Raw genomic sequence first — 21371 nt, forward strand, 5'->3', positions numbered from 1 at the left:
ACTTTTTCCCAATACCCTACTGCACTAAAAACGAGCAAGTGAAAGCACCGAAATGGCACAATTCACCGCGGTTACCCGATGAGCATATCTGTAGTATGATGCTCAAAAAAATTGCTTTAGTGTTTGGCAATACTTACAAATCAATTGATTAAGTAGATATCTATGAACAAGTTGAAATTTGTCCCGATTCTCGCCGTCCTTACCGTAGCTTCCTGTGCAACGGTCAAGCCAACTCCCGGCTCTGAAAACGTCAAACTGCTCACCACTGAAGAAGCCTCCCAATGTGAGCGACTGGGTACCGCTTCAGCCCAGGTGCTGGATAAGGTCGGATTCCTTCCCAGAGGCGAAGCTCCCATGGCTGATGAACTTCTGGTACTCGCTAAAAATGAAGCCATCAAAATGGGCGGCAACGCGCTAGCCACGGCCAGCGAAATTATCGACGGCACCCGTGAATACATCATCTACAACTGCCAGTAGAGATTTTTATTGCTGTTGCAGAGCCTGCTATTACGATGGCAGGCTCTGTTATTTCATATCATTGAATGACTAAACCCCCAATCTAAAACACATGTCACACGCTTTTCTGCTGACCCGCCAATGGGATGATGCTCCAGCCAATGGAAGAGGTTCGAAGAAACTGCAGCTGACATTATGGGCTACGGGACCGGACGGCCCTATCCGCTTGCACTACCCTGCTCAGCAGGCCGTATGTTTCCTCGATACCGAGGAAGTGGAACAGGCCAGAAGCCTTTTATCCCGGGACTACGGTCCTTCTCATGCCCCAGACCCTGTCTGGCATGACAAACCGGTGAATTTGCTCAGTTTCAAAGGCAAGCCCGTCCATGCGTTTTACTTTAAAGAACAACGGGTTCTCTATCGTGCCCGCGATCTCCTTCAGAATACCGGGCTCACGCCTCTGGAAGCCGATATTCAACCTCATGATCGCTTCCTGATGGAGCGCTTTATTACCGCGTCCTTTGAATATAAAGGGGCTCCTGCCAGACACGGAAATTTCAGCGAACTGGTGGATGCACCTCTGAAGCCGGCTCATTATCGGCCGGACTTTACCGTGCTGTCCCTGGACATCGAAACCTCGATGACCGGTGATCATCTGTATTCCATTGGCCTCGTCATGACCCGGAGTCTGGCTCCCGGGGATCCGGAAAAAGACCACAGACGGTCCGAAAACGAACAGGTCATCGAAAAGGTATTTATGGTCGGGTCCCCCGACCATATTAACGCCTCAGAAAATCAGCACCCCATACCGGAATACCTGGAACTTTGCCTGGATGAACGTGACCTGATGCATCGCTTCCTGCAATGGTTTGCCGAGGAAGACCCGGACATTATCATTGGCTGGAGCGTGATTAACTTTGACCTCCGTTTTCTGCAAAAGAAAGCCGACAGCCTGGGGATTCCGCTCAATCTCGGACGGGGTAACAGTCCCCTGGACTGGCGCCAGTCACGCAATGATGAAGGTCACTATACCCTCTGTATGCCAGGAAGACTGGTGCTTGACGGCATAGAAACACTGAAGTCGGCCACCTATGTCTTTGAAAGCTTTTCACTGCAGAGCGTGGCCAACACTCTGCTCAACCGGGGCAAATTGATTCACGATGTGGACAACCGCGGTGAAGAAATCACCCGATTGTTCCGCGAAGACAAAATCTCCCTGGCGGCTTATAACCTGGAAGACTGCCAATTGGTCTGGGACATTTTCCGCCACACCGAGCTGATTGCATTCGCGGTCGAGCGCGCGGAACTGACCGGCCTGGCGATGGATCGATTCGGCGGCTCAGTCGCCGCCTTCGATCATCGCTATCTGCCACGTCTGCATCGGGCGGGCTACGTTGCCCCCAGTCTGGTCAAGGATCCAATTGGTGTCGGCAGTCCTGGCGGTTATGTCATGGACTCCATACCGGGGCTGTATGAGCATGTACTGGTGCTGGATTTCAAAAGCCTGTACCCCAGTATCATCCGCACATTCAAGATCGACCCCCTGGCCCGCATCAAGGGAATTCTGGAAGAACCCACACCAGCCTATGACCGGGACGATCAATGGGACCAGAGGGAAACGCCCGAAGTGCCGAAATCTGATTTCGTTCCGGGATTCAATGGCGCGGTATTCAGCAAAGACTCCCCTATTCTGCCGGATCTGATCGGGGAACTCTGGCAAGCGCGGGATCAGGCCAAGCGCCACAAGAATGCGGCCATGTCCCAGGCAATCAAGATATTGATGAACTCTTTTTACGGCGTACTGGGAACTCCTGGCTGCCGCTTCTTTGACTACCGATTGCCAAGCTCAATAACACTGCGTGGCCATCGCATTCTGAATCGCACAAAGGCACTGATTGAGGCAGAGGGTCATGAAGTCATTTACGGCGACACCGACTCGGTTTTTGTGCACCTGCGACAGGTCAAGGATCTGGATAACCAACAGATATTTGCCATCGGTGAACAGCTGGCCAAACACCTGAACCAGTGGTGGCAAAAGGAATTAACAAACCAATACCAGATTCAGAGCTATCTTGAAATTGAGTTCGAAACCCATTTCACCCGCTTTGTCATGCCCACCATTCGAGGTTCAGAGAAAGGCAGCAAAAAACGCTATGCCGGTTTGGTCGTGAAACCGGATGGTAAAGAAGACTTGGTATTCAAGGGACTGGAAACGGTCCGTACTGACTGGACGCCGCTGGCCAGGGAGTTCCAGAAAGAACTCTACCGGCGCATTTTCTATTACGAACCCTATGAAAGTTATATTCAGGGAATCGTTCAGTCCATCCGTAACGGCGAGCGGGACGAGCAGCTTTACTACCGTAAACGACTGCGCCGCAAAATCGATGAATACCAGCGTAATATTCCTCCCCACGTGCAAGCCGCCCGTCGCGCCAACCTGCATCGAAAGGAACTCCATCAGCCGCCGCTTTATCGTCGGGGTGACTGGGTGGAATATGTGATGACGCTTAACGGGCCGGAAGCTTTGTCTTATCGACAATCATCACTGGATTATGATCTGTATATTGACCGGCAAATAGCCCCGATTGTGGATGGGATATGCCATTTTCTGGGTACATCGTTTGAGGAGATTGCAAGTCCGCAGATTGGATTGTTTTAAGAATTTTGCTCAGAAAATTCTAGTATGAGGCCACTCAGACAAGATCTGATACCTTCGACATAATTGCGATACACAGGATGGCCAGTATTCCCCCCAAAACCAGAGCAAACTTATCTACTTTCTTCGTTGTCTTCTCTACGTCTGAAATAAGCACATACTTTCGGGGTACGAGTTTTGGATTTTGGACAAAAGCAACTGTGAGAATGAATAGAACAAGAATTAGCTTTATTGCGAATTCGCCCATCTTACTCTCCGGACTGAATACCTCTGTGAAAACAGAGTTCAATATAAAGTAACCAGCCAATAAAAGGACTCCTGGAATTCTCTTTTTCAATCCGCCGACGGCTTTATAGGAAACAGGTCGATAGGAAGAGCCGCACTCCTTACAGCTGATCCCCCAGGAAAACCTTTTTCTCCTCGTAGCCTTTTTGCAGCCGGGACAAATTACGTTACGACCCATGTTTACTTCTTACCATTCAATCCGTATTTCAGTTCCAATATTCACCAGCTGCATGAACTCATCCATATCAGAGTTGATCAACGCTATACAACCGTTTGTCCAGTTAAACATTTGAGTAATTGGAGCAAGCCAGCCCAGCCAGTTCCGCTGGCCGTGAACCATAATAAATCCGCCGGGCGATACACCCAGATTCTTTGCATTCTCGACATCCTGCTCATTGGGATACGAAATATGCATGGCCCTATAGAAGGATGAGTCCTCCTTTATATAATCCAAAATGTAGGTTCCTTCAGGCGTTTTCTCATCTCCTTCCTGTTGTTTATGTCCCTTCGGGTTTGCCCCAAGTGCCACGCTGTACTCCCTGACAATTTCATCGCCTTCCAGCAGATACATTTTTCTTTCAGATTTATCTATCTTGACCAGATCAACTCCCCAAGCAGTGGAGCTAACCAAAATCAGAGCCAGAAAGGTTATATGTGTCATATCCTAGACTGCCATATGCGAAAAACGGATCGGGATTGTACAAGCCTTCCCACTCAACTCCTATCCTTAACCAAGAATAAAAGTAATCATTGCAAACCTGAGAATAATTACCGCCCATTTATCCTGAGCTCTGATATGGTTAGTCATAACGGGCGGCACAATCTTCGTGTTATTGGCTGGAATCAGGACAAAAACAGGAATAACAGGCGTGAATACAGGCATTGTGAAATATGAGGCAAATGGGCCTATTGCCAACATCAAGATGGATGACGGTAAGCGGAACGTGATATCCCCCACCATGATCAGTGAGCTTCATGACGCACTGGATCGGGCTCAGAAAGATCAGGCAGTGGTCGTGCTGACTGGGCGGGAGGATGTTTTCAGTGCCGGCTTTGATCTTAAAATTCTCAAGGGCGGCAATCTCGATACGATCACCATGCTGACCGGAGGGTTTGAGCTTGCCAAACGCCTGCTTTCATTTCCGACGCCGGTTGTAATGGCCTGCAACGGTCATGCCCTGGCCATGGGGGCATTTCTTCTATTGTCGGGAGACTATCGTGTGGCAGCGAACGGGCCGTTTAAGATCGGCGCTAACGAAGTTGCAATCGGGCTGACCATGCCTCGGGCAGGGATTGACATCTGCCGGTATCGTCTAACTTCCGCCCACTTTACCCGGGCAGCACTTCTTGCAGAAATTTATACGCCTGAAGGTGCAGCGGATGCGGGCTTTGTCGATCAGGTTGTACCAGCAGACGAGCTTACTTCTGTTGCCAATGAATTAGCACTGAAGTTCGCTTCCCTTGACCTTCGCGCGCATTACCAGACCAAGTTGAGTGCCCGCCGACAAGTATTGCTCTCGCTGAAAAAATCCATAAAAACCGATCGTATCGGTTTTCTCATGCAGGGCGCGAATATCTTTGTTAAAGGGATTCTCCCCGGATCGACGTCCAAGAAAAAACATACACCATGAAAACATCAGGACGATTGAAGTCTGGCATTAAGAAGATGATTGAAGCCTGATATCATGATGATGAAACCTCGCGACACAACCTCTTACTTGAATGGATACAAACGATGAAGCTGGATTGCCATTGTGGAAATATCAGAATTGAAACCAACCGCGAGCCGGAAGAAATTACCCGCTGCAATTGTTCCATCTGCAGGCGATATGCCGCCCAGTGGGCATACTTTGATCCATCTGAGGTGACCATCACTTTTGAGAAGGAAGCATCAGAGTTCTATATCTGGGGCGACAGGGAATTGGAATTTCATCGGTGTGGTATCTGCGGCTGTGTCACTCACTATGTTACGACCCCCAAATGTCCCGGAGCGATAACCGCCGTTAATGCCAATATGGCCTCACCCGAAGTACTTGAGGTTCTGCCGGTAAGACATGTGAATGGAGCGGAATTCTGAGCTCTCACCTTACCTCGTCTTTATTGGTTTTCCGCCTGAGCTTCCCCCCACTCATAAAGCTTCTGCAGGATAGGCATTAGCGACTGTCCTTTTTCAGTCAGAGAATATTCCACCTTGGGAGGAACCTCAGGGTAGACTTTCCTGTTGACCATCTCGTCGGCTTCCAGCTCACGCAACTGCTGAGTCAGCATCTTCTGGCTGACGGGAGGGATGTTACGTTTGATCTCATTAAATCTCATTGTCCCCTGAGCAAGCATATGCAGGATGATGGGTTTCCATTTCCCCCCAACCATATTGAGCGCAATGACCATGGGGCATTGCAACGGGTTATCCAGGTGCCAGTTTTTTTTCATCACAGTTACCTTTTGGAAACTCAGGCACCAGAAAGTGCGTTCTTGTCAAAAAATTCCCGAGGAGTAAACATATTCAGCGTCTTTCAAATCTCTCTAATCCACCAACCTATTGACGCTGAGCTTCATATGGATATACATAAAATTATTCAGATCCCCATCCTACCTGCCGGAATGGTCAATTCCCACCTTGTATTGGGCAACCGCGGCGCTATTCTCGTCGATGCAGGGCTACCCGGATCTGAGGCACGCATCAGTAAAAAACTTTCCGAGCATGGACTAGGTTTTCAGGACATCAAACTGATCGTGATTACCCACGCACATGTTGATCATGCGGGCAATGCCCTTCGTCTACGGGAGTTGTGTAGAGCACCGGTCGTCGGGCACGCTGGTGATTTGCCGTTTTACCGGCAGGAGAAACAAATGACGTTTTGCCCAACCGGCTGGTTCGGCAGACTATTCAAACTGACCAGAGCCATTCAGCAACCCTACCAGGCTTTCGAGCCTGATATTCTGCTCCACGACAACGACAGTCTTCACCTGCAGGATTACGGCATCAACGGAGAGGTTCGTCATACGCCAGGCCATACTGCCGGCTCTGTATCAGTGGAACTCTCCGACCAGCAGGCTCTGGTCGGTGACCTGATCGCATCAGGGATATTATTGGGGGGGATATTTTTAAAACACCGTCCCAAACAGCCCCCCTTTGAAGACAATCCCATTGAGGTTGGCAGAACACTCAGGCAGATGGTGGAACGAGGCCATCACACCTTTTACATGGGACACGGCGGCCCTTTACCTGCAACAGCCGTAAAACGGCATGCCAGCAGATTATGCTGCCATGATTCAGCGTAATCATTTCAGCTGCTCCAACAACTCACAGGCCCGCTCGAGCGTGCTGTCATCTTTGCCGAAACAAAAGCGGACCAGATGCTCTCCCCTGCCTTCCTCAAAGAAGGCACTACCGGGAACACACGCAATGGAGGCTTTGTCCAAAATATACATCGCGGCTTCTTTCGAAGACCGGCAACCGAGTTTACTGACATCCGCCAGTACATAATACGCCCCCTGGGGAATGTGCGGAGTCAGCCCTACTCTGGCCAGCGTCGAGCAGAACAGGTCACGCTTTTGCTGATGTTCTTCGGCCAATCGGGAATAGAAATCGGGCCCCAGTGAGTCCAGCGCTCTGGCGACAGCATATTGAAGTGGAGCGGGAGCACAAGCGTAGTAAAGGTCGTTGGCGATACCAATGGGAAGCATCAGATGATCAGGCCCCGTGGCATAGCCAATGCGCCAGCCGGTGATACTGAAGGTCTTGGAAAAACCAGCCAGGGTGACCGTACGTTCCCACATGCCGGGTATTGTGGCCATGCTGATATGCCGGTAACCATCGAACAGGAAATACTCGTATATTTCGTCAGTAATACACAGCAGATCATAGCGCTGGCAAATTTCGGCGATCGTTTCCAGCTCCTGACGACTGAAGACATGACCGGAAGGGTTTGAGGGCGTGTTAACGACAATTGCCCGCGCACCTTTCGCCAGTTTTTCCAGACTGTCCACATCCAGAGAGAAGTCCTCGCCTCGCGTAGGGACAAACACCGGCTCTAACCCCGCCAGCACCGCCGCATTCATATGATATCCGTAATAGGGCTCGAACATCAGAATACGGTCTCCGGGATCACTGAGGGCATTGATGATACAGGTGAAAGCACCTGTGGTGCCGGAAGTCACCACAAAGTTGGTTTCCGGATCAAGGACAAGACCGGAATCACGCTTCACCTTAGCGGCCAGTGATTCACGCAGAGGCTGGATACCGTCAAACCTGGTGTAACTGTTATATCCGTTGTTTACCGCCGGTATCAGGTTATCCAACAGTACCGAAGGCGGCGGAGTATCACAGATCCCCTGCCCCAGGTTGATTCCCCCCTGCTCCTTACATTCCTGTGTCATGGCCCGGATATCCGACTGGACCAGATCAGCAATACGTCGGCTTTGAAATCGCATATAAACTTCCTGTTAGCTTTGAAAGGATTGCCGACAGACTAGCAGTCAAATAGTGTTTTAGAAAACCCGGGAGGCAAAGTCAGGCAGGGTTAATATAATTGAAACCTAGCGGTGGACACCGTTTTCGTCGATCCAACCCGTCATAAGTTTTTTGGGAACAGGTTCGAAATAAACGTTTCGGGTGTCCAGATGATCTCCCACCGGTGCATGTATTTCACTGATATCCATTTCTTCAAGGGGAACATCTTTAAGCTTACAGTTTCTATGCTTGAATGTGTCTGCCAGCACCCAAAGAGGTTTACCCTGGTCTTTAGCTGCCAGAGCCATCAGGTAGCTGCCACACTTATTGATGAATCCTTCAGCCGGGATCAGCGTATCGCAACCTATCACCAACAAATCACATTCGTTGATAAACATCCCTATTTGCGTATCCGGCACGATCACCGTTTCAACTTCCAGCTTTTCCATTTGAACAGCCAGTTTATTCCCCTCCAACCCCGGATAACTGGTCGTCAGAACAGCACTGAACGGCACGCCTTCCAGCACCAGATATTCAAACAGAGTTGAAATAGCGGAACTGTAACTATGGGTCATCAAGCGGGGACTTTCCGGCAGAATTTCACGGCAGTGCTGGGCGATTTTCTGGTTCACGGAAACCAGATCCTCCACGACTTCCTGAAGCTCCTGAATTATGGCAGTTTTAACATCAAGAGAGGGAGACAATGATTGCAGGCGCTCATGCCAACGGGTGGCGCAATTGCCGATTGGAGCCATGCTCGGCCGACAAGTCATTAACACCTGAGCCACTTCGTCCATTTCGGTCAAAAACGTGGAGTCCAGTTCCTGTACCCATTCTTCCAGACGCTGGAGCATTTCACGGGCGAGCTGGTTAGCGCCGTGGTCCCGGTCTGTTTTGACAAAGTCGATAATGGCCTGAGCTCTAGGGTCCATCTTCCTTCTCATATCAAGGGATATAGAAAGTATAGAAAATGACCTTCGACTTTTCAGGCAGGATTATTGATCTGTTTAAAATATCGGTGTCACGCCCGGTGAAAAGTGTTGGCGCAACACCTTATTAAAGCCCCAGTGTCAAACTGAACAAGAGGAACATTCAGCCATTACCGGCTTTGACATAGAATGCTTCGTTGGCGTAGCGAATATAAAGACTCAGCTCATTATTGGCTTCCCTAATTGAGCTGAACGGGCCTTCCTGGGTGTTTTCTCTGGTCACGAAATACCAACCGTCGGCGGTATGAATAAAACGGTCGCTACGAAACCAGGGACGTTCTGCTTCTCCAGATCTTACAGTCATGGCACCCTCCACAGACATACAGCTTACAATCTGAGATTAGGTTATTTTTTGCACAACCCCCAAGTATTCAATTGTCAACAAATGAAAAACGGGGGCTTTATTCCCTAACCAACCTGTCTGTGTAGAGAATCAATGTTTTTCGGCCGGCTTACAGCAAGCCAGGGCCCATTCACATTAATTGTCCAGTCGTGGTATCAGCATGAGCAGATCCGTTTCACCGGGGTTGATGCCATGCTGGCTCAGTAACGTGGTTATCTGCCCACGATGATGAGTCTGGTGATTGAAGAAATGCTGGATCAGCAAGCCAAATTCCCGAGCCATGGGTTGCCCGGAGCTATCCCCGTAATGCAGGGTAAAATCCAGGTCCTCTTCTTCAAGATCTCCACACCATTCAATGATGATCTGGTCCAGCCGACTGCGACGTGCTCCCAATTCAGCAATTTCGGTTTCCAGAATCTGGTCAAGGGAATTAGGGGTGGGAAAATTATCCAGATGATTCAATACCGGATATTTGCGGGGATGGTTCCGGTAACGGTTAAGCCAGAGAAGATCCCCCACCATGATATGGTTGAGCGTCCCCAGAATCGATTTGAAAAATGCCCCATTGTCCATCCACAGAACATCCCTGCTCAGGGTACTGGCGGCATCGTATATCTTCCGGTTCATCCACTGATTGTACTTGGCCATCAACCGATAGTTATCCACGAGCATCGTTAACCTCCTTGATATTGTTTTGTTTCAGGAGCATATACCTTTGGTATGTAATAGAAAATGATCTACAACAGCAAATGGCTGACAATAACAAGCGATCCGCTTCAGCAAACCGGTTCCGGCCTGTTAAAAAGTATCCCCCAGAATCCGAGTGCAGAAGAGCTGATGTCTAGAAGAGCTAATGTCCATAAGAGCTATTGCCCAGAAGCACTATTGCCAGGCCTTGATCGCATCCTCGTAGCTTAGTGTCTTGCCCGGAGGGTGTTCATTCCTTTCTGACTTGGGTGAACCCGGCTGTCCCAGCCAGTATTCCCTGGGTGACGGTGGATTAAGCCGGGGTGAACAGGCTCCGGGAGACTCTTTGCCGATCGCCTCCAACTCCTCATCCATGGCGCCTGCCAGATCGTGCATGACATCTTCCACGAGGGGATTGCGATTCAGCGCCTGGGTCATGTATTTCCACCATAATGGGGATAATTTCGGATAGCTGGGCACATTGGTTCCCGTGGGAGTCCAGTAATAACGGGCATTCGAGCGATAGAATTCCACCAGCCCCCCAAGATACGGCGCCCTTTCCGTCATGGCTTTGGAGTTAATATCCGACAGGCGAATGGGAGTAAGACCGACCAGAGTCTTTTTCAACGAGACTGTTTTGGATACCGTAAATTGCGCATATAACCATGCCGCCTTACGGCGTTTTTCCGGCGTGTTTTTCAGAAACGTCCAGGAACCGGCATCCTGATATCCGGACTTCATTCCCTTTTCCCAGTATGCCCCCAAAGGCGACGGGGCGATTCGCCATTTCGGGGTGCCGTCTTCATTGACGACCGGCAGACCAGGTTTGGTGATCTGTGCCAGATAAGCGGTATACCAGAAGATCTGTTGGGCCACGACACCGGAGCCCACCCACTCCCCCATCACTTTGTCGGTGACGTTTCTGGCCTCCGGAGGCGCCAGCCTGAACCAATCCAGGAACTTACGGATGGCATACACCGCTGCCGGGCTGTCCAGAGCACCACCGCGGCTGACACTGGCCCCAACCGGTCTGCAGTTTTCCACCCGGATACCCCAATCATCCACCGGCAGACCGTTGGGAAGCCCCTTGTCCCCCATTCCTGCCATCGCCAACCAGGCATCGGAAATACGCCATCCAAGTGAGGGATCTGTCTTCCCATAGTCCATATGCCCCCACACACGATGACCATCCAGCTCCCTGACATGAACCGTAAAAAACTCCGCGATATCTTCATAAGCAGACCAATTGACCGGCACTCCCAGCTCATACCCATATAGTTTGCGGAATCGGTCCTGCAGGTCCTTGCGGCTGAACCAATCGTGCCGGTACCAGTAAACGCTGGGAAATTGTTGGTCAGGTAACTGATATACCTTACCGTCGGGCCCGGTGGTAAACGAAAGCCCGATGAAGTCAGACAGGTCCAGTGTCGGCAGGGTGACATCCCGCCCCTCTTCGTTGATATAGTCAGAAAGGGCCACAACAGCACCTGATCGAAAGTGTCCTCCGATCAGATCAGAGTCGCTGATAAATCCATCGTAGATGTTGTACTGGGTTTCGATCTGGGCCAACAGTTTGCGAACGACGTCGTCCTCCCCGGTGATCTCGTGAACGACGTGGATACCGGTAATATCCTCAAACGCTTTGACCAGGGTATCTGCCTCATACCAATGGGTATCAATCGGCTCAGATATCACATAGATTGTCATACCTCGAAACGGCTTCGCAGCGTCATGAAACCACTCGAGTTCCGCCAACTGTTCATCACGGGTGAACGTGGACTCCTTAAATTCATTATCGACCCATTCCTCCGCCGTTTGGGCATAGGATGAGGCTCCCGTCAGCAACAGCAGGAACATGACAAGAAGCATTCCCATCACATGGGAGAATGTTTTCTCCAACTGATAAGAGTATGTTGAGCAGGTCATCTTCCTGCTGAGAGTTAATCGCCCCATCACGACATTCTCATTAGGTATCATTCACAGTCATTGGGTATCACTCACTATTACTGAGTATCGCTCACTATTCTTGGATATCACTTAGCTGGGGTGGATGAGTGCCCAGGTAACTCTGATACAGCGTTTCCACGGAGCCGTCCTGATACATTCCCATCAGTTCGCTTTGCAGTCGGCCGACAATCTCCTGGGGCAGACTCAGATGACATCCCATTGCGCGCAGGGTTGTCAGAAATGTGTGCACCAGCTTGAACTGCAAATCATTTTCATAGATGAGCCGCGCAGCGGAAATGGTATCCGTCGCCCACAGATCCACCCGCTTACGCTGCAGCTTAAGGATATTGAGATCGTTACTGGAAACGAAATCCACGTTGAAGCCGTATTTTTCCAGGTACTCCCCGACACCGCTGCCCAGGTAACTTCCGATCACGTATGGCCGGGCATCCTGAAGGGTTCGAATATCGTATTTATCCGAGGCATTCGAATAGAAGCCGTGGCGGGTAATCAGAATCGGGCTAATCCACTGAAACAGGGCTTCAATCGTCTGAGCCCGTTCAATCGCCAGCATGCAATGATTTGGAGAGGACTGAGCGGTGACATAGGCCCGTTTGGGTGGAACGAAGTTAATGTCGTAGTCAAACCCGGCACGCTCCATCAGCAACTTGACCACATCCACCGCCAGCCCCAGGGGTTTGTTATTACGTGATTCCATGAAGGGTGGCTGTTGATAGGCCAGAATATGAATAACAGTGCCTTCCGCACTCGCCAGTGCCGATATGACCGACAGCCATCCTGCCAGCAGCAGAGACACTGTTCTTGAACTCATGTTTGACACGACCATCTGCAACTGTCTCCAGTCCGTATATGGATGTTGCTCAGGATCAGATTGGTTTGGATCGGGTATCTATGAGTCTAGTATAGCGTGACAGAGACGGCGAATTGTCGAACGGGAGGAACAAAACAACTTCCGGACCGGCCCTTTAGACCGATGTGAATTATTGACCTGAGACTCAGGCAACTTGCCTGGCAGGCTTCCTTTCAGGAGCATAGCTGAGGCGATCACGCCCCTCTTGCTTGGCTTGATATAGCGCATCATCCGCCGCTTTTAGCCAGGTTGCCAGAGATTCACCGTCTTCACACTCTGCAACCCCGATACTGATTGTCACCGCTTGGGCGATATCAAACGGATGCTCGCGGCAACATTGAATCAGCTGTTGAGCCAGCTCCCCTGCCTGGCGCAGCCCTGTATGCCTCAGCAATAACAGAAACTCTTCTCCCCCCAGCCGGGCCAGCAGATCCGATGAACGTACTCTGTCTTTCATCAAACGGGAGAAGGTGACCAATACTTCGTCCCCTTTAATATGTCCATTGTGGTCGTTGATCTTCTTGAAATGGTCAAGATCGATAATCATCAGGGTGGAACTCTGACCATAACGAGACTTGATATCCAGGGCATACTGCAGGGAACGCATGGCTTCACGTCGGTTATAGAGCCCCGTCAGGCTGTCGGTTGTGGCCAGTTGTTTCAGTCGATCTTCATTGACCTGACGATCATGGGCAAAGAAGATGGCAAAGCCGTTGGCCAAAGCATGGGCGGCGATAAATCGTGCCAGCATGGGAGCATCCAGATATTGCGTCAATATCAGGGTCAATCCTCCCACAAACACCAAGTTGGCCGTAATGGCACGACACAGATTTAGCTGGAAGTACAAAAACAGCATAAATGGGAATGACCAGTAACTGGCGTAGGTGGGGTTAAAACTGACAATCCACCATATCACTAAACCGGGTCCCATCGCCGTCAGGGCTCTGGCATAACAGGAATAACGATGTTTCTCAGGTGTCAGAAATGAAAGAAAGAAGAAAACAGACGCAATGATAGCGCCGGCAACGTTGCCTGCATTGCCGTTCCAGAGTCCGCCGAAGCAAAAGGGAATCAGCAGTAGGACAGCAAACAACTCAAGCTTTTTATGAAGACTCAAACCCATTAACCACTGCGGCATGACGCGCGACACCTGAAACACGAAACGAGTCAAATGGTAGCAACATTCCTGTGATTTGCCTCTAAGTATTCCAAACTTTTTAGTTATTTTACGTTTCCGATGGCGTCTATACTGCCTGAGGTTAATTGGATTAAATCCTGCGGTGACAATTCGATTTCCAGGCCCCGGCGTCCGGCACTGACAAAAATAGTTTCAAATTGCTCGGCCGACTTATCCAGTACCAGGGGCAGGCACTTCTTTTGCCCGATGGGACTGATTCCCCCCACCACATAACCCGTGGCACGCTCAGCGATCTTCGCGTCTGCCATTTCAGCCTTCTTGGCACCGATCGCCTTGGCCATGGCTTTGAGGTCCAGCATTCCGTTCACGGGCACGACCCCTACTGCGAGGGTGTGCTTTCCACCCGACAGCGATACCAATAGTGTCTTGAATACCTGGCGTGGATCCAGCCCCAGTAGATTAGCCGCTTCTTCACCATAGGACTCTGCCTTCGGATCATGGTGATACTCATGAATACGAAAGGAAACACCGGACTTTTTCGCGGCATTGATTGCGGGAGTCATACCATTATCTCCAATTCCTAACTACCTCGTCTCTCCAATTCCTGACTACCTCGGGCCAGCTCCCCAAAATTCCAACCGGAAGCCTGAGACTAATATGCTGCCACATTTTGCCATATTTGGTCCCCCGGTCTGACATTTAATCCTCCTCAATTTGTCCGGTTCATACGGAATACTGCCTGCAAAACAATATTTCCATTCAATCTTTTTACGCTCAGGAAACTCTACTATGGCTATCGTGCATTCTGCGCAACGCCTTCAAAACAATAAACAACAAGGCAAATCAGACAATCCGAATCCAGTCACCGGCAAAGACTGGTCATTACTAATTTCTATTTGGCTGGGACTGCTGGTCATATCCATCTGTAACACAGCACATAGCGCCCAAATCGATTACGATCGAGTCAAAAGCGGCGAGCTGTATTTCCTGGATCAGGAAAATCGAAGCTTTACCCCATCTGTGGCCATGTACTCGGACTACGACACCGAAGTGACCGGTCTGATATCCCAAACCCGGCTTGAACAGCAGTTTCATAATTCCTCTACTGAGTGGCGGGAAGCGGTCTATGTCTTCCCGCTTCCGGACGACGCGGCGGTGTACCGTATGGAAATGCTGATCGGAGACAGGGTCATCGTGGCGGAAATCAAGGAAAAGGAGGAAGCCGAAAAGACCTATCAACAGGCTAAACAGGCCGGACAGAAAGCTGCGGTGGTACATCAGCAGCGCCCCAACATGTTTACTCATAAAATCGCCAATATCGCACCGAATGAAACCATCACCATCCGACTGTATTACCAGCATAATATTCGTTACCACGCTGGACAGTTTTCCCTTTCACTGCCGCTGACCATCACTCCGAGATATATGCCCGGCAGCCTTCAGCTTTCAGACGATGGCATGGAATCTCTCAGAAGCCGCATGGGGGGCGGACTGAACCCAACCACTACAGGTTGGGCTACTCCAACTGATGAAGTCCCGGATGCGGATAAAATCAGCCCGCTGACTGTGCCGGAGGCAAGCCTGACCTCTCCCTCGCATAAAGCAGCGATTCACATCAGCATAAATGCCGGCCTCGTTCTGAATCAGATTGAAAGTATTTCCCATGATGTCGACTGGAGGCTGGACGGCACCCATTATCAGGTGGACCTGAAACAGACTGAGGTCCCCGCAGATCGCGACTTTGTACTGACCTGGCAGACTGAGGATGCTCAACGCCCGCAAGCCGCCGTATTCAAGGAAACCTCAGATCAGGCGACTTATGCCCAGATCATGTTGGTTCCCCCACTGCAGGAAGACGAAGCACTTACCTTGCCCAGAGAAATGATCTGGGTGATAGATACCTCAGGCTCCATGGAAGGGGTATCCATCGAACAGGCCCGTCAGGCCTTATCCCAGGCACTGGGTACGCTGACACCCAAAGACCGTTTTAACGTTATTGAATTCAACTCCGATGCCCACGCCCTGTTTCCCCAGGCAGTTCCCGCACAACAGGCCGCTCTGCGTCAGGCCAGGTCCTATGTCAGTTCTTTGCGTGCAGATGGCGGTACCGAGATTTCCAGAGCGTTGCAACTGGCGCTGCAGGGTTCAGCCCCTGCAGGCTACGTGCGTCAGGTTATATTTCTGACTGACGGCAGCGTCGGCAACGAGACGGCACTATTTCAACAGATCAACCAGGATATCGGTGATTCCCGTCTGTTCACCGTCGGTATAGGTTCGGCCCCCAATCGCTTTTTTATGCGCAAGGCAGCCCAGTTCGGACGTGGCAGCTACAGTCACATCAATGACCTTAACGAAGTACAGCAGAAGATTACTGACCTGATGCAGGACTTACGCTACCCCAACCTGCGGGATATTCAGTTGAAGGATCAAGAAAGCAAAAGCCTTTCCGCAGAAATGTACCCGGAAAAAATTCCGGATCTTTATCATGGTGATCCCATCATGGTGTTGGTGAAGCTGGAGCCAGAACAGGCAGAACTCCCATTAAAACTCCAGGGTTACAGCATGGGCTTCGTAACCGATCAGCAAGCGCTCTGGACACGTGGGATTGATCTTGCCGGTGCCGCCGGGGGCAAAGGTATCGGACGCGCTTGGGCACGGGAAAAAATCGCTTACTGGATGGATCAGAAAACCCTCGGAACTCCGCAAGAGGAGGTCAAAAAGCAAGTCCTTCCATTAGCTCTGGAGTTTCAGTTGATGAGCGCTTATACAAGCTTTGTCGCCGTCGACAAAACGCCTGTGCGCCCGAACCTTGAGGACCTGAAAACCACAGCAGTGCCTAACCTGTTGGCCAAAGGAATGTCCAATAACATGGCCCGCTTCCCAAAAACAGCCACACCTTCGTTACTGCATCTGCAGTTGGGTGCAGCATTACTGGTGGTTGGTCTGCTACTCATGGGCTTTCATCGTCGACCCAAATCCGAAACAGGCCGTTAAGCATGAAACGTATCGGTATGGCAATGGTTCTGGTTGCCGGCGTTCTGCTGGCGAATGGGGGCTATATCCAGCTAAAAGCCATGCTTGCCCAATGGCTGCTGACAGATGCCTGGACCAGGACGCTACAGGAAAGCCCGGATTCCGGGCTTTCCGTTCCGGAGAATAAGCCGTGGCCCTGGGCCGATACTTATCCGATTGGAGAACTCAGCATCCCGGCCCTGGACAGTCATTGGATTGTCCTGGCAGGGAGCAGTGGGCGGAACCTGGCCTTCGCACCAACCCATATGAGTGCTTCAGCTCCTGTCGGAGCCTCTGGGGTCAGCGTGATCTCCGCCCACAGGGATACACATTTTTCTGCCTTGCAGGCACTTCTGCCCGGCACCAGCGTGTATTGGCAGGATCACCATGCAAACAGGCTACATTATCGGGTGGTGAGTGAAGCCATCGTCGATGTGAACAAAGACCGTATCAATCTGGAGTATGAAGGGCCGGATAATCTCTTGTTGCTGACAACCTGCTATCCGTTTGGAGCAGAACCCGGAGGGCCATTGCGTAAAGTGTTTTATTTACAGCCTGTGCCTGAGGATGAAGCAGCAGGGGGTGCCAAACCGGAAATCGCGTCGCTTTGATGATCGCTATCAATCACACGCGTCAATCACCCGCATCGTTCAACAGCCACTTGAAGCCTTCACTGGAGTACTTCTCATAGATGAGATTGATGGAGCCGTCTTTGTACATCAACAACAATTCCTCATGCAGACGGGCAATCCAATCAGGGTTAATGGACAGATGGCATCCCATGGAGCGCAGTGTTGTCAGAAACACAAGGGCAAGCTCCACATCCTGCTGGGCAAATTGGTTATGCCAGGAGACAGAGATAGTATCCGTTGCCCACAGGTCAATACGGCCTGCCCTCAGCTTCTTGAGGTTTAAGTCATCATCTGCCACGAGATCCACATTGAATCCACGCCCCTCAAGATACTCCCCTGCACCACTTCCGAGAAAGCTTCCAATGGCGTAACGCCGGGCGTCTCCCAGCGTCAGCAATTCAATTTTACTGGTATTTTTTTTGTATAACGCGTGCCGGGAAATCACCAGAGGACTAACCCAGGCAAACTGGGACTCCCTCTCCTGGCTGCGCTCAATGGCCAATACGCAGTGATTTTTTGAAAACAGGGCTGTCTGCAGGGCGCGCTTGGGTGGCATAAAGGCAATATTGAATGGCAGATCAGTGCGCTTAAATAATAGCGTCACGACATCGATTACCAGTCCTCGGGCAGATCCTTCCTGATCAATCATATAGGGCGGATCGGGGTAGGCGACCAGGTGAATCATATTGTCTTCACCGGCAGCCCAGGTTCTGGCGGTTCCTATCTGGGCCAGGCAAACCACCAGGCACCAGAGGAGCAGCGGTTTATTGCCACACACGAATGGACTCTTCATAGCTTACAGTTTTACCTGGTGGTCGTTCGTTTCTTTTCGCCTTGGGAGCCCCCGGCCGGTTAAGCCAGATAGAAGGGTCCACTTTGAGATTTAACTGTGGCGCACAATGGGATTTCGACGTCTTACCAATTGCCGCCAGTTCCTCATCCATCGCTGATGCCAGATTTGCCATGACTTGTTGAACTTTCAGCTCGCCGGACACAGCCTTGGATATGTGTTGCCACCATAAAGGAGACAGGCGGGGATAGTCTGGTACATTGGTACCGGTCGGGGTCCATACATCCCTGCCCCGGGACCGATAAAACTCAATCAGGCCACCATATTGAGGGGCTCTCCGGGTCATCTCATCGGAGAATAGATCTGATTTCCGGATCGGAGTGAGTCCGACAATGGTTTTCTTTAACGAAACGCTTTTGGACACCGTAAATTGTGCATACAACCAAGCGGCCTTACGACGTTCCAATGGGGTGCTTTTCAATATGGTCCAACTGCCTGCATCCTGGTAACCGGACTTCATGCCATCATCCCAATAAACCCCCAATGGCGATGGGGCCACCCGCCACTTTGGCGTTCCATCCTGATTCACAATTGGCAGGCCCGGTTGGCTGGCCTGGGCGACAAACGCGGTGTACCAGAATATTTGCTGGGCGATCTGACCGGTTGAAACCCACTTTCCAGCCTCGGTAAAGTTTAAGTAGGGCGCTTCCGGCGGTGCGTATTTAAACCAGTCCACAAACTTATTGATGGCATAGATGGCGGCAGGCCCGTCAAGCGCCCCTCCCCGGGACACAGAGGCCCCAACCGGGCGACATCCTTCTACCCGGATACCCCAGTCATCGACAGGTATACCGTTTGGCAGTCCCACATCCCCCATACCAGCCATGGATAACCAGGCATCGGAAATGCGCCACCCAAGGGAAGGATCATTCTTGCCGTAATCCATATGTCCCCAGATTCTCCTGCCTTCCAGCTCACGAACATGTACGGTAAAAAACTCTGCTATGTCTTCGTATGCCGACCAGTTCAGGGGGACTCCCAGGTCATACCCATAGAGAGACTTAAAACGCTGTTTCAGGTCTTTGCGGTTGAACCAGTCGTACCTGAACCAGTACAGGTTCGCAAACTGCTGATCCGGCAGTTGGTACAACTTGCCATCCGGGGCTGTGGTAAAGCGCAGGCCGATAAAGTCATCCAGATCAAGTGTCGGCAGGGTCACATCAGCTCCATCTCCCGATATGAAATCGGATAAAGCCACCACCTGATCACTCCGGTAATGTGTCCCGATCAGATCAGAGTCATTCACATAGGCATCATAGATATTGACCCCGGTTTCAGATTGCGCCAGCAACTTTCGCAGCAAATCATCTTCACCGGTCAACTCATGTATTACTTTGATACCCGTCAACTCATAAAAGGCCCGGGACAATGCGGTGGCTTCATACTCATGGGTATCGATTCTCTCCGATACCACATAGATGGTCATACCCGCATAGGGTTTTGCTGCCTCACTGAACCACTTCAGTTCGTCGAATTGTTGGCGGCGGGATAGTGTGGAAGGGGTAAACAGGTCGTCGATAAAAGAATAGATTTGATCATCGGTCACCTGGGCATGCGTGGGCAAGGCAACCAAAACGAGACTCAAAATCATTAGGCAATGAGTCAGCGAGTCTTTTATCACTGGTAAACAAAGACAGACGTTTTTTCCGCAGCCTGAGGTAAAACCGCTGATGCGCTGCATTATTATCAAACCCGGTAGCTATAGACGTGTCAAACCCATACTCATCAAGTATAGACACACCATTGGAAAAGGCACTGAAGAACTGACAACTCTACGCAATTGCCGGAACAAGCTTGTTGAAGAGCATCTAGAAATTGAAGAGAGTCTGGTTATTTATGAGAAACCAGTGATTAAAGAAAGTCTGGTGATTGAAAAGAATTTGGCGCTCTTTGTTGAGAAAATCAGGCGATCGTATGTATCGCCTGATTCCAATTGAACACTTATTGGTTAGCCACCAGAAAGGCGTCCAGTCTATTCATGAATCCAGCACGTTCAGACTCGCTGACAAAGCTTGCCTCGAAGCTATTTCGGACCAGCGATGCTGCCTGCTCCTGAGTCAAATCCAATGCTGCGTGTAACGCCAGGAAGTTCTCGTTCATGTAGCCGCCGAAATATGCGGGATCATCCGAATTCACGGTCACTTTGACACCCCGGTCAAGCAACTGCAGCAGATTATGATCTGCCATTTTTTCAAACACGCAGAGCTTGATATTGGACAACGGACATACCGTCAGCGGCATTTTTTCCGCAATCAGCCTGTCGACCAGTGCGTTATCCTCGATACAGCGTACTCCATGATCGATTCTGCTGACTTTCAACAGGTCCAGTGCCTGCCAGATATACTCCGGAGGACCTTCCTCACCAGCGTGCGCTACGGTCAGAAATCCTTCCTCCCGGGCACGATCAAATGCCGCTTTAAATTTCTCCGGTGGATGGCCGACCTCAGAACTATCGAGGCCGACACCGATGATGCGATCACGGTATGGCAATGCCTGCAATAGAGTCTCCATAGCGGCTTCGCCACTTAGATGACGAAGAAAGCAGAGTATGAGGCGGCTACTCATGCCCCACTCATTTTCCGCATCCTTCAATGCACCGCATATACCATTAATCACCACGCCGATATCAACCCCTCTGTCAGTATGTGTCTGGGGGTCAAAGAATATTTCTGCATGGATAACATTCTGCTGTTGGCATCGGCGCAGATAAGCCATGGTCATATCGTAAAAATCACGTTCATACAGCAGGACATTGGCTCCTTGATAATAGATATCCAGAAACTCCTGCAGATTGTGAAACTGGTATGCCGCCCGTACATCTTCAACGCTGGCAAAGGGCAGTTTCACGCCATTGCGCTGGCCGATCTCAAACATCAATTCAGGCTCCAGGGAACCTTCTATATGTAGATGTAGTTCGGCTTTGGGAAGGTTCTCCAAAAACTGTTTCATATCAGCCATGATGTTTTTCCTCTGCAAATAACAAAAAACACCAGAGCAATACCCCTCCGGGGACATTGCAATGGTGCTGTTTGTTTTGTTGGTGCCATTCGTC

Annotated in this window: 22 protein-coding genes; 8 read left to right on the forward strand and 14 right to left on the reverse strand. The window is 50.6% G+C overall.

Going from position 1 to position 21371, the window contains the following annotated elements; translation table 11 throughout:
* Window positions 1–162 precede the first annotated feature (162 nt).
* Both BTA51_RS12655 and BTA51_RS12660 read left to right on the forward strand, forming a co-directional pair.
* Entirely contained in the window at window positions 163–477 is a 315-nt protein-coding gene (locus BTA51_RS12655; RefSeq protein WP_094707840.1) for a DUF4156 domain-containing protein, read from the forward strand.
* A gap of 91 nt (window positions 478–568) precedes the next feature.
* Window positions 569–3115, forward strand: a complete 2547-nt coding sequence (locus BTA51_RS12660) for a DNA polymerase II (RefSeq protein WP_094707841.1) — start codon at window positions 569–571, stop codon at window positions 3113–3115.
* A gap of 34 nt (window positions 3116–3149) precedes the next feature.
* On the opposite strand, the gene BTA51_RS29925 is transcribed toward BTA51_RS12660, so the two are convergent.
* Both BTA51_RS29925 and BTA51_RS12670 read right to left on the reverse strand, forming a co-directional pair.
* Window positions 3150–3575, reverse strand: coding sequence for a hypothetical protein (locus BTA51_RS29925; protein WP_141215589.1), 426 nt, complete (start codon window positions 3573–3575; stop codon window positions 3150–3152).
* Between the two features lie 9 nt (window positions 3576–3584).
* Complete coding sequence (locus BTA51_RS12670; protein WP_094707843.1) at window positions 3585–4058, reverse strand: murein L,D-transpeptidase family protein; 474 nt, start codon at window positions 4056–4058, stop codon at window positions 3585–3587.
* A gap of 208 nt (window positions 4059–4266) precedes the next feature.
* Here BTA51_RS12670 and BTA51_RS12675 point away from each other — a divergent pair, with 208 nt between their 5' ends.
* Entirely contained in the window at window positions 4267–5028 is a 762-nt protein-coding gene (locus BTA51_RS12675; RefSeq protein WP_210404824.1) for a crotonase/enoyl-CoA hydratase family protein, read from the forward strand.
* A gap of 104 nt (window positions 5029–5132) precedes the next feature.
* Window positions 5133–5474, forward strand: coding sequence for a GFA family protein (locus BTA51_RS12680; RefSeq protein ID WP_094707844.1), 342 nt, complete (start codon window positions 5133–5135; stop codon window positions 5472–5474).
* A gap of 20 nt (window positions 5475–5494) precedes the next feature.
* On the opposite strand, the gene BTA51_RS12685 is transcribed toward BTA51_RS12680, so the two are convergent.
* Entirely contained in the window at window positions 5495–5827 is a 333-nt protein-coding gene (locus BTA51_RS12685; protein ID WP_094707845.1) for a helix-turn-helix domain-containing protein, read from the reverse strand.
* Window positions 5828–5953: 126 nt separating this feature from the next.
* Between BTA51_RS12685 and BTA51_RS12690 the strand changes: the two genes are divergently transcribed.
* Window positions 5954–6679, forward strand: coding sequence for an MBL fold metallo-hydrolase (locus BTA51_RS12690; protein ID WP_094707846.1), 726 nt, complete (start codon window positions 5954–5956; stop codon window positions 6677–6679).
* Here BTA51_RS12690 and BTA51_RS12695 read toward each other — a convergent pair whose 3' ends face one another.
* The 8 genes from BTA51_RS12695 to ybaK all read right to left on the reverse strand — a co-directional run bounded on the left by BTA51_RS12695 (window position 6680) and on the right by ybaK (window position 14388).
* Window positions 6680–7831: a pyridoxal phosphate-dependent aminotransferase gene (locus BTA51_RS12695; protein ID WP_094707847.1), complete on the reverse strand. Its 1152-nt coding sequence runs from the start codon at window positions 7829–7831 to the stop codon at window positions 6680–6682.
* 105 nt (window positions 7832–7936) lie between these two features.
* The gene (locus BTA51_RS12700) at window positions 7937–8782 is read right to left on the reverse strand and encodes a translation initiation factor eIF-2B (RefSeq protein WP_168188158.1); all 846 of its coding nucleotides are present in this window, start codon (window positions 8780–8782) and stop codon (window positions 7937–7939) included.
* 160 nt (window positions 8783–8942) lie between these two features.
* Window positions 8943–9143 carry a DUF6316 family protein gene (locus BTA51_RS12705; protein ID WP_094707849.1) on the reverse strand — a complete coding sequence of 67 codons (201 nt, stop codon included), beginning with the start codon at window positions 9141–9143 and terminating at the stop codon, window positions 8943–8945.
* A gap of 174 nt (window positions 9144–9317) precedes the next feature.
* A complete protein-coding gene (locus BTA51_RS12710; RefSeq protein ID WP_094707850.1) occupies window positions 9318–9854 on the reverse strand; it encodes a DinB family protein in 537 nt (178 codons plus the stop codon).
* 210 nt (window positions 9855–10064) lie between these two features.
* Window positions 10065–11726, reverse strand: a complete 1662-nt coding sequence (locus BTA51_RS12715; protein WP_246841036.1) for an ABC transporter substrate-binding protein — start codon at window positions 11724–11726, stop codon at window positions 10065–10067.
* A gap of 163 nt (window positions 11727–11889) precedes the next feature.
* Complete coding sequence (locus tag BTA51_RS12720; RefSeq protein WP_168188159.1) at window positions 11890–12648, reverse strand: ABC transporter substrate-binding protein; 759 nt, start codon at window positions 12646–12648, stop codon at window positions 11890–11892.
* A gap of 184 nt (window positions 12649–12832) precedes the next feature.
* Entirely contained in the window at window positions 12833–13825 is a 993-nt protein-coding gene (locus BTA51_RS12725; RefSeq protein WP_094707852.1) for a GGDEF domain-containing protein, read from the reverse strand.
* Window positions 13826–13908: 83 nt separating this feature from the next.
* Window positions 13909–14388, reverse strand: a complete 480-nt coding sequence (ybaK, locus tag BTA51_RS12730) for a Cys-tRNA(Pro) deacylase (RefSeq protein WP_094707853.1) — start codon at window positions 14386–14388, stop codon at window positions 13909–13911.
* A gap of 226 nt (window positions 14389–14614) precedes the next feature.
* On the opposite strand from ybaK, the gene BTA51_RS12735 reads away from it, so the two are divergent.
* Both BTA51_RS12735 and BTA51_RS12740 read left to right on the forward strand, forming a co-directional pair.
* Window positions 14615–16819 carry a marine proteobacterial sortase target protein gene (locus BTA51_RS12735; protein WP_094707854.1) on the forward strand — a complete coding sequence of 735 codons (2205 nt, stop codon included), beginning with the start codon at window positions 14615–14617 and terminating at the stop codon, window positions 16817–16819.
* Window positions 16820–16821: 2 nt separating this feature from the next.
* The gene (locus BTA51_RS12740; protein WP_094707855.1) at window positions 16822–17448 is read left to right on the forward strand and encodes a class GN sortase; all 627 of its coding nucleotides are present in this window, start codon (window positions 16822–16824) and stop codon (window positions 17446–17448) included.
* Window positions 17449–17470: 22 nt separating this feature from the next.
* Here BTA51_RS12740 and BTA51_RS12745 read toward each other — a convergent pair whose 3' ends face one another.
* Together BTA51_RS12745 and BTA51_RS12750 are read right to left on the reverse strand one after the other, a co-directional pair.
* The gene (locus BTA51_RS12745; protein WP_094707856.1) at window positions 17471–18262 is read right to left on the reverse strand and encodes an ABC transporter substrate-binding protein; all 792 of its coding nucleotides are present in this window, start codon (window positions 18260–18262) and stop codon (window positions 17471–17473) included.
* Window positions 18234–19910 carry an ABC transporter substrate-binding protein gene (locus BTA51_RS12750; protein ID WP_094707857.1) on the reverse strand — a complete coding sequence of 559 codons (1677 nt, stop codon included), beginning with the start codon at window positions 19908–19910 and terminating at the stop codon, window positions 18234–18236. Before BTA51_RS12750 ends, BTA51_RS12745 begins: the two co-directional genes overlap by 29 nt.
* Window positions 19911–19989: 79 nt before the next feature.
* Between BTA51_RS12750 and BTA51_RS12755 the strand changes: the two genes are divergently transcribed.
* The gene (locus tag BTA51_RS12755) at window positions 19990–20256 is read left to right on the forward strand and encodes a hypothetical protein (protein WP_094707858.1); all 267 of its coding nucleotides are present in this window, start codon (window positions 19990–19992) and stop codon (window positions 20254–20256) included.
* A gap of 4 nt (window positions 20257–20260) precedes the next feature.
* On the opposite strand, the gene BTA51_RS12760 is transcribed toward BTA51_RS12755, so the two are convergent.
* Window positions 20261–21268 carry an adenosine deaminase gene (locus BTA51_RS12760; protein WP_168188168.1) on the reverse strand — a complete coding sequence of 336 codons (1008 nt, stop codon included), beginning with the start codon at window positions 21266–21268 and terminating at the stop codon, window positions 20261–20263.
* Window positions 21269–21371 lie beyond the last annotated feature (103 nt).

The organism is Hahella sp. CCB-MM4 (assembly GCF_002260525.1).
In the GTDB taxonomy this organism is placed as follows: Bacteria; Pseudomonadota; Gammaproteobacteria; order Pseudomonadales; family Oleiphilaceae; genus Hahella.

What these genes read in the sequence shown, in the direction of transcription:
- BTA51_RS12755 (WP_094707858.1), top strand. Translation starts at nt 19,990, where the DNA reads ATGCGCTGCATTATTATCAAACCCGGTAGCTATAGACGTGTCAAACCC.
- BTA51_RS12655 (WP_094707840.1), top strand. Translation starts at nt 163, where the DNA reads ATGAACAAGTTGAAATTTGTCCCGATTCTCGCCGTCCTTACCGTAGCT.
- BTA51_RS29925 (WP_141215589.1), bottom strand. Translation starts at nt 3,575, where the DNA reads ATGGGTCGTAACGTAATTTGTCCCGGCTGCAAAAAGGCTACGAGGAGA.
- BTA51_RS12750 (WP_094707857.1), bottom strand. Translation starts at nt 19,910, where the DNA reads ATGATTTTGAGTCTCGTTTTGGTTGCCTTGCCCACGCATGCCCAGGTG.
- BTA51_RS12670 (WP_094707843.1), bottom strand. Translation starts at nt 4,058, where the DNA reads ATGACACATATAACCTTTCTGGCTCTGATTTTGGTTAGCTCCACTGCT.
- BTA51_RS12720 (WP_168188159.1), bottom strand. Translation starts at nt 12,648, where the DNA reads ATGAGTTCAAGAACAGTGTCTCTGCTGCTGGCAGGATGGCTGTCGGTC.
- BTA51_RS12760 (WP_168188168.1), bottom strand. Translation starts at nt 21,268, where the DNA reads ATGAAACAGTTTTTGGAGAACCTTCCCAAAGCCGAACTACATCTACAT.
- BTA51_RS12660 (WP_094707841.1), top strand. Translation starts at nt 569, where the DNA reads ATGTCACACGCTTTTCTGCTGACCCGCCAATGGGATGATGCTCCAGCC.
- BTA51_RS12715 (WP_246841036.1), bottom strand. Translation starts at nt 11,726, where the DNA reads ATGTTCCTGCTGTTGCTGACGGGAGCCTCATCCTATGCCCAAACGGCG.
- BTA51_RS12735 (WP_094707854.1), top strand. Translation starts at nt 14,615, where the DNA reads ATGGCTATCGTGCATTCTGCGCAACGCCTTCAAAACAATAAACAACAA.
- BTA51_RS12745 (WP_094707856.1), bottom strand. Translation starts at nt 18,262, where the DNA reads ATGAAGAGTCCATTCGTGTGTGGCAATAAACCGCTGCTCCTCTGGTGC.
- BTA51_RS12685 (WP_094707845.1), bottom strand. Translation starts at nt 5,827, where the DNA reads ATGAAAAAAAACTGGCACCTGGATAACCCGTTGCAATGCCCCATGGTC.
- BTA51_RS12695 (WP_094707847.1), bottom strand. Translation starts at nt 7,831, where the DNA reads ATGCGATTTCAAAGCCGACGTATTGCTGATCTGGTCCAGTCGGATATC.
- BTA51_RS12710 (WP_094707850.1), bottom strand. Translation starts at nt 9,854, where the DNA reads ATGCTCGTGGATAACTATCGGTTGATGGCCAAGTACAATCAGTGGATG.
- BTA51_RS12705 (WP_094707849.1), bottom strand. Translation starts at nt 9,143, where the DNA reads ATGACTGTAAGATCTGGAGAAGCAGAACGTCCCTGGTTTCGTAGCGAC.
- BTA51_RS12690 (WP_094707846.1), top strand. Translation starts at nt 5,954, where the DNA reads ATGGATATACATAAAATTATTCAGATCCCCATCCTACCTGCCGGAATG.
- BTA51_RS12700 (WP_168188158.1), bottom strand. Translation starts at nt 8,782, where the DNA reads ATGGACCCTAGAGCTCAGGCCATTATCGACTTTGTCAAAACAGACCGG.
- BTA51_RS12680 (WP_094707844.1), top strand. Translation starts at nt 5,133, where the DNA reads ATGAAGCTGGATTGCCATTGTGGAAATATCAGAATTGAAACCAACCGC.
- ybaK (WP_094707853.1), bottom strand. Translation starts at nt 14,388, where the DNA reads ATGACTCCCGCAATCAATGCCGCGAAAAAGTCCGGTGTTTCCTTTCGT.
- BTA51_RS12740 (WP_094707855.1), top strand. Translation starts at nt 16,822, where the DNA reads ATGAAACGTATCGGTATGGCAATGGTTCTGGTTGCCGGCGTTCTGCTG.
- BTA51_RS12725 (WP_094707852.1), bottom strand. Translation starts at nt 13,825, where the DNA reads ATGCCGCAGTGGTTAATGGGTTTGAGTCTTCATAAAAAGCTTGAGTTG.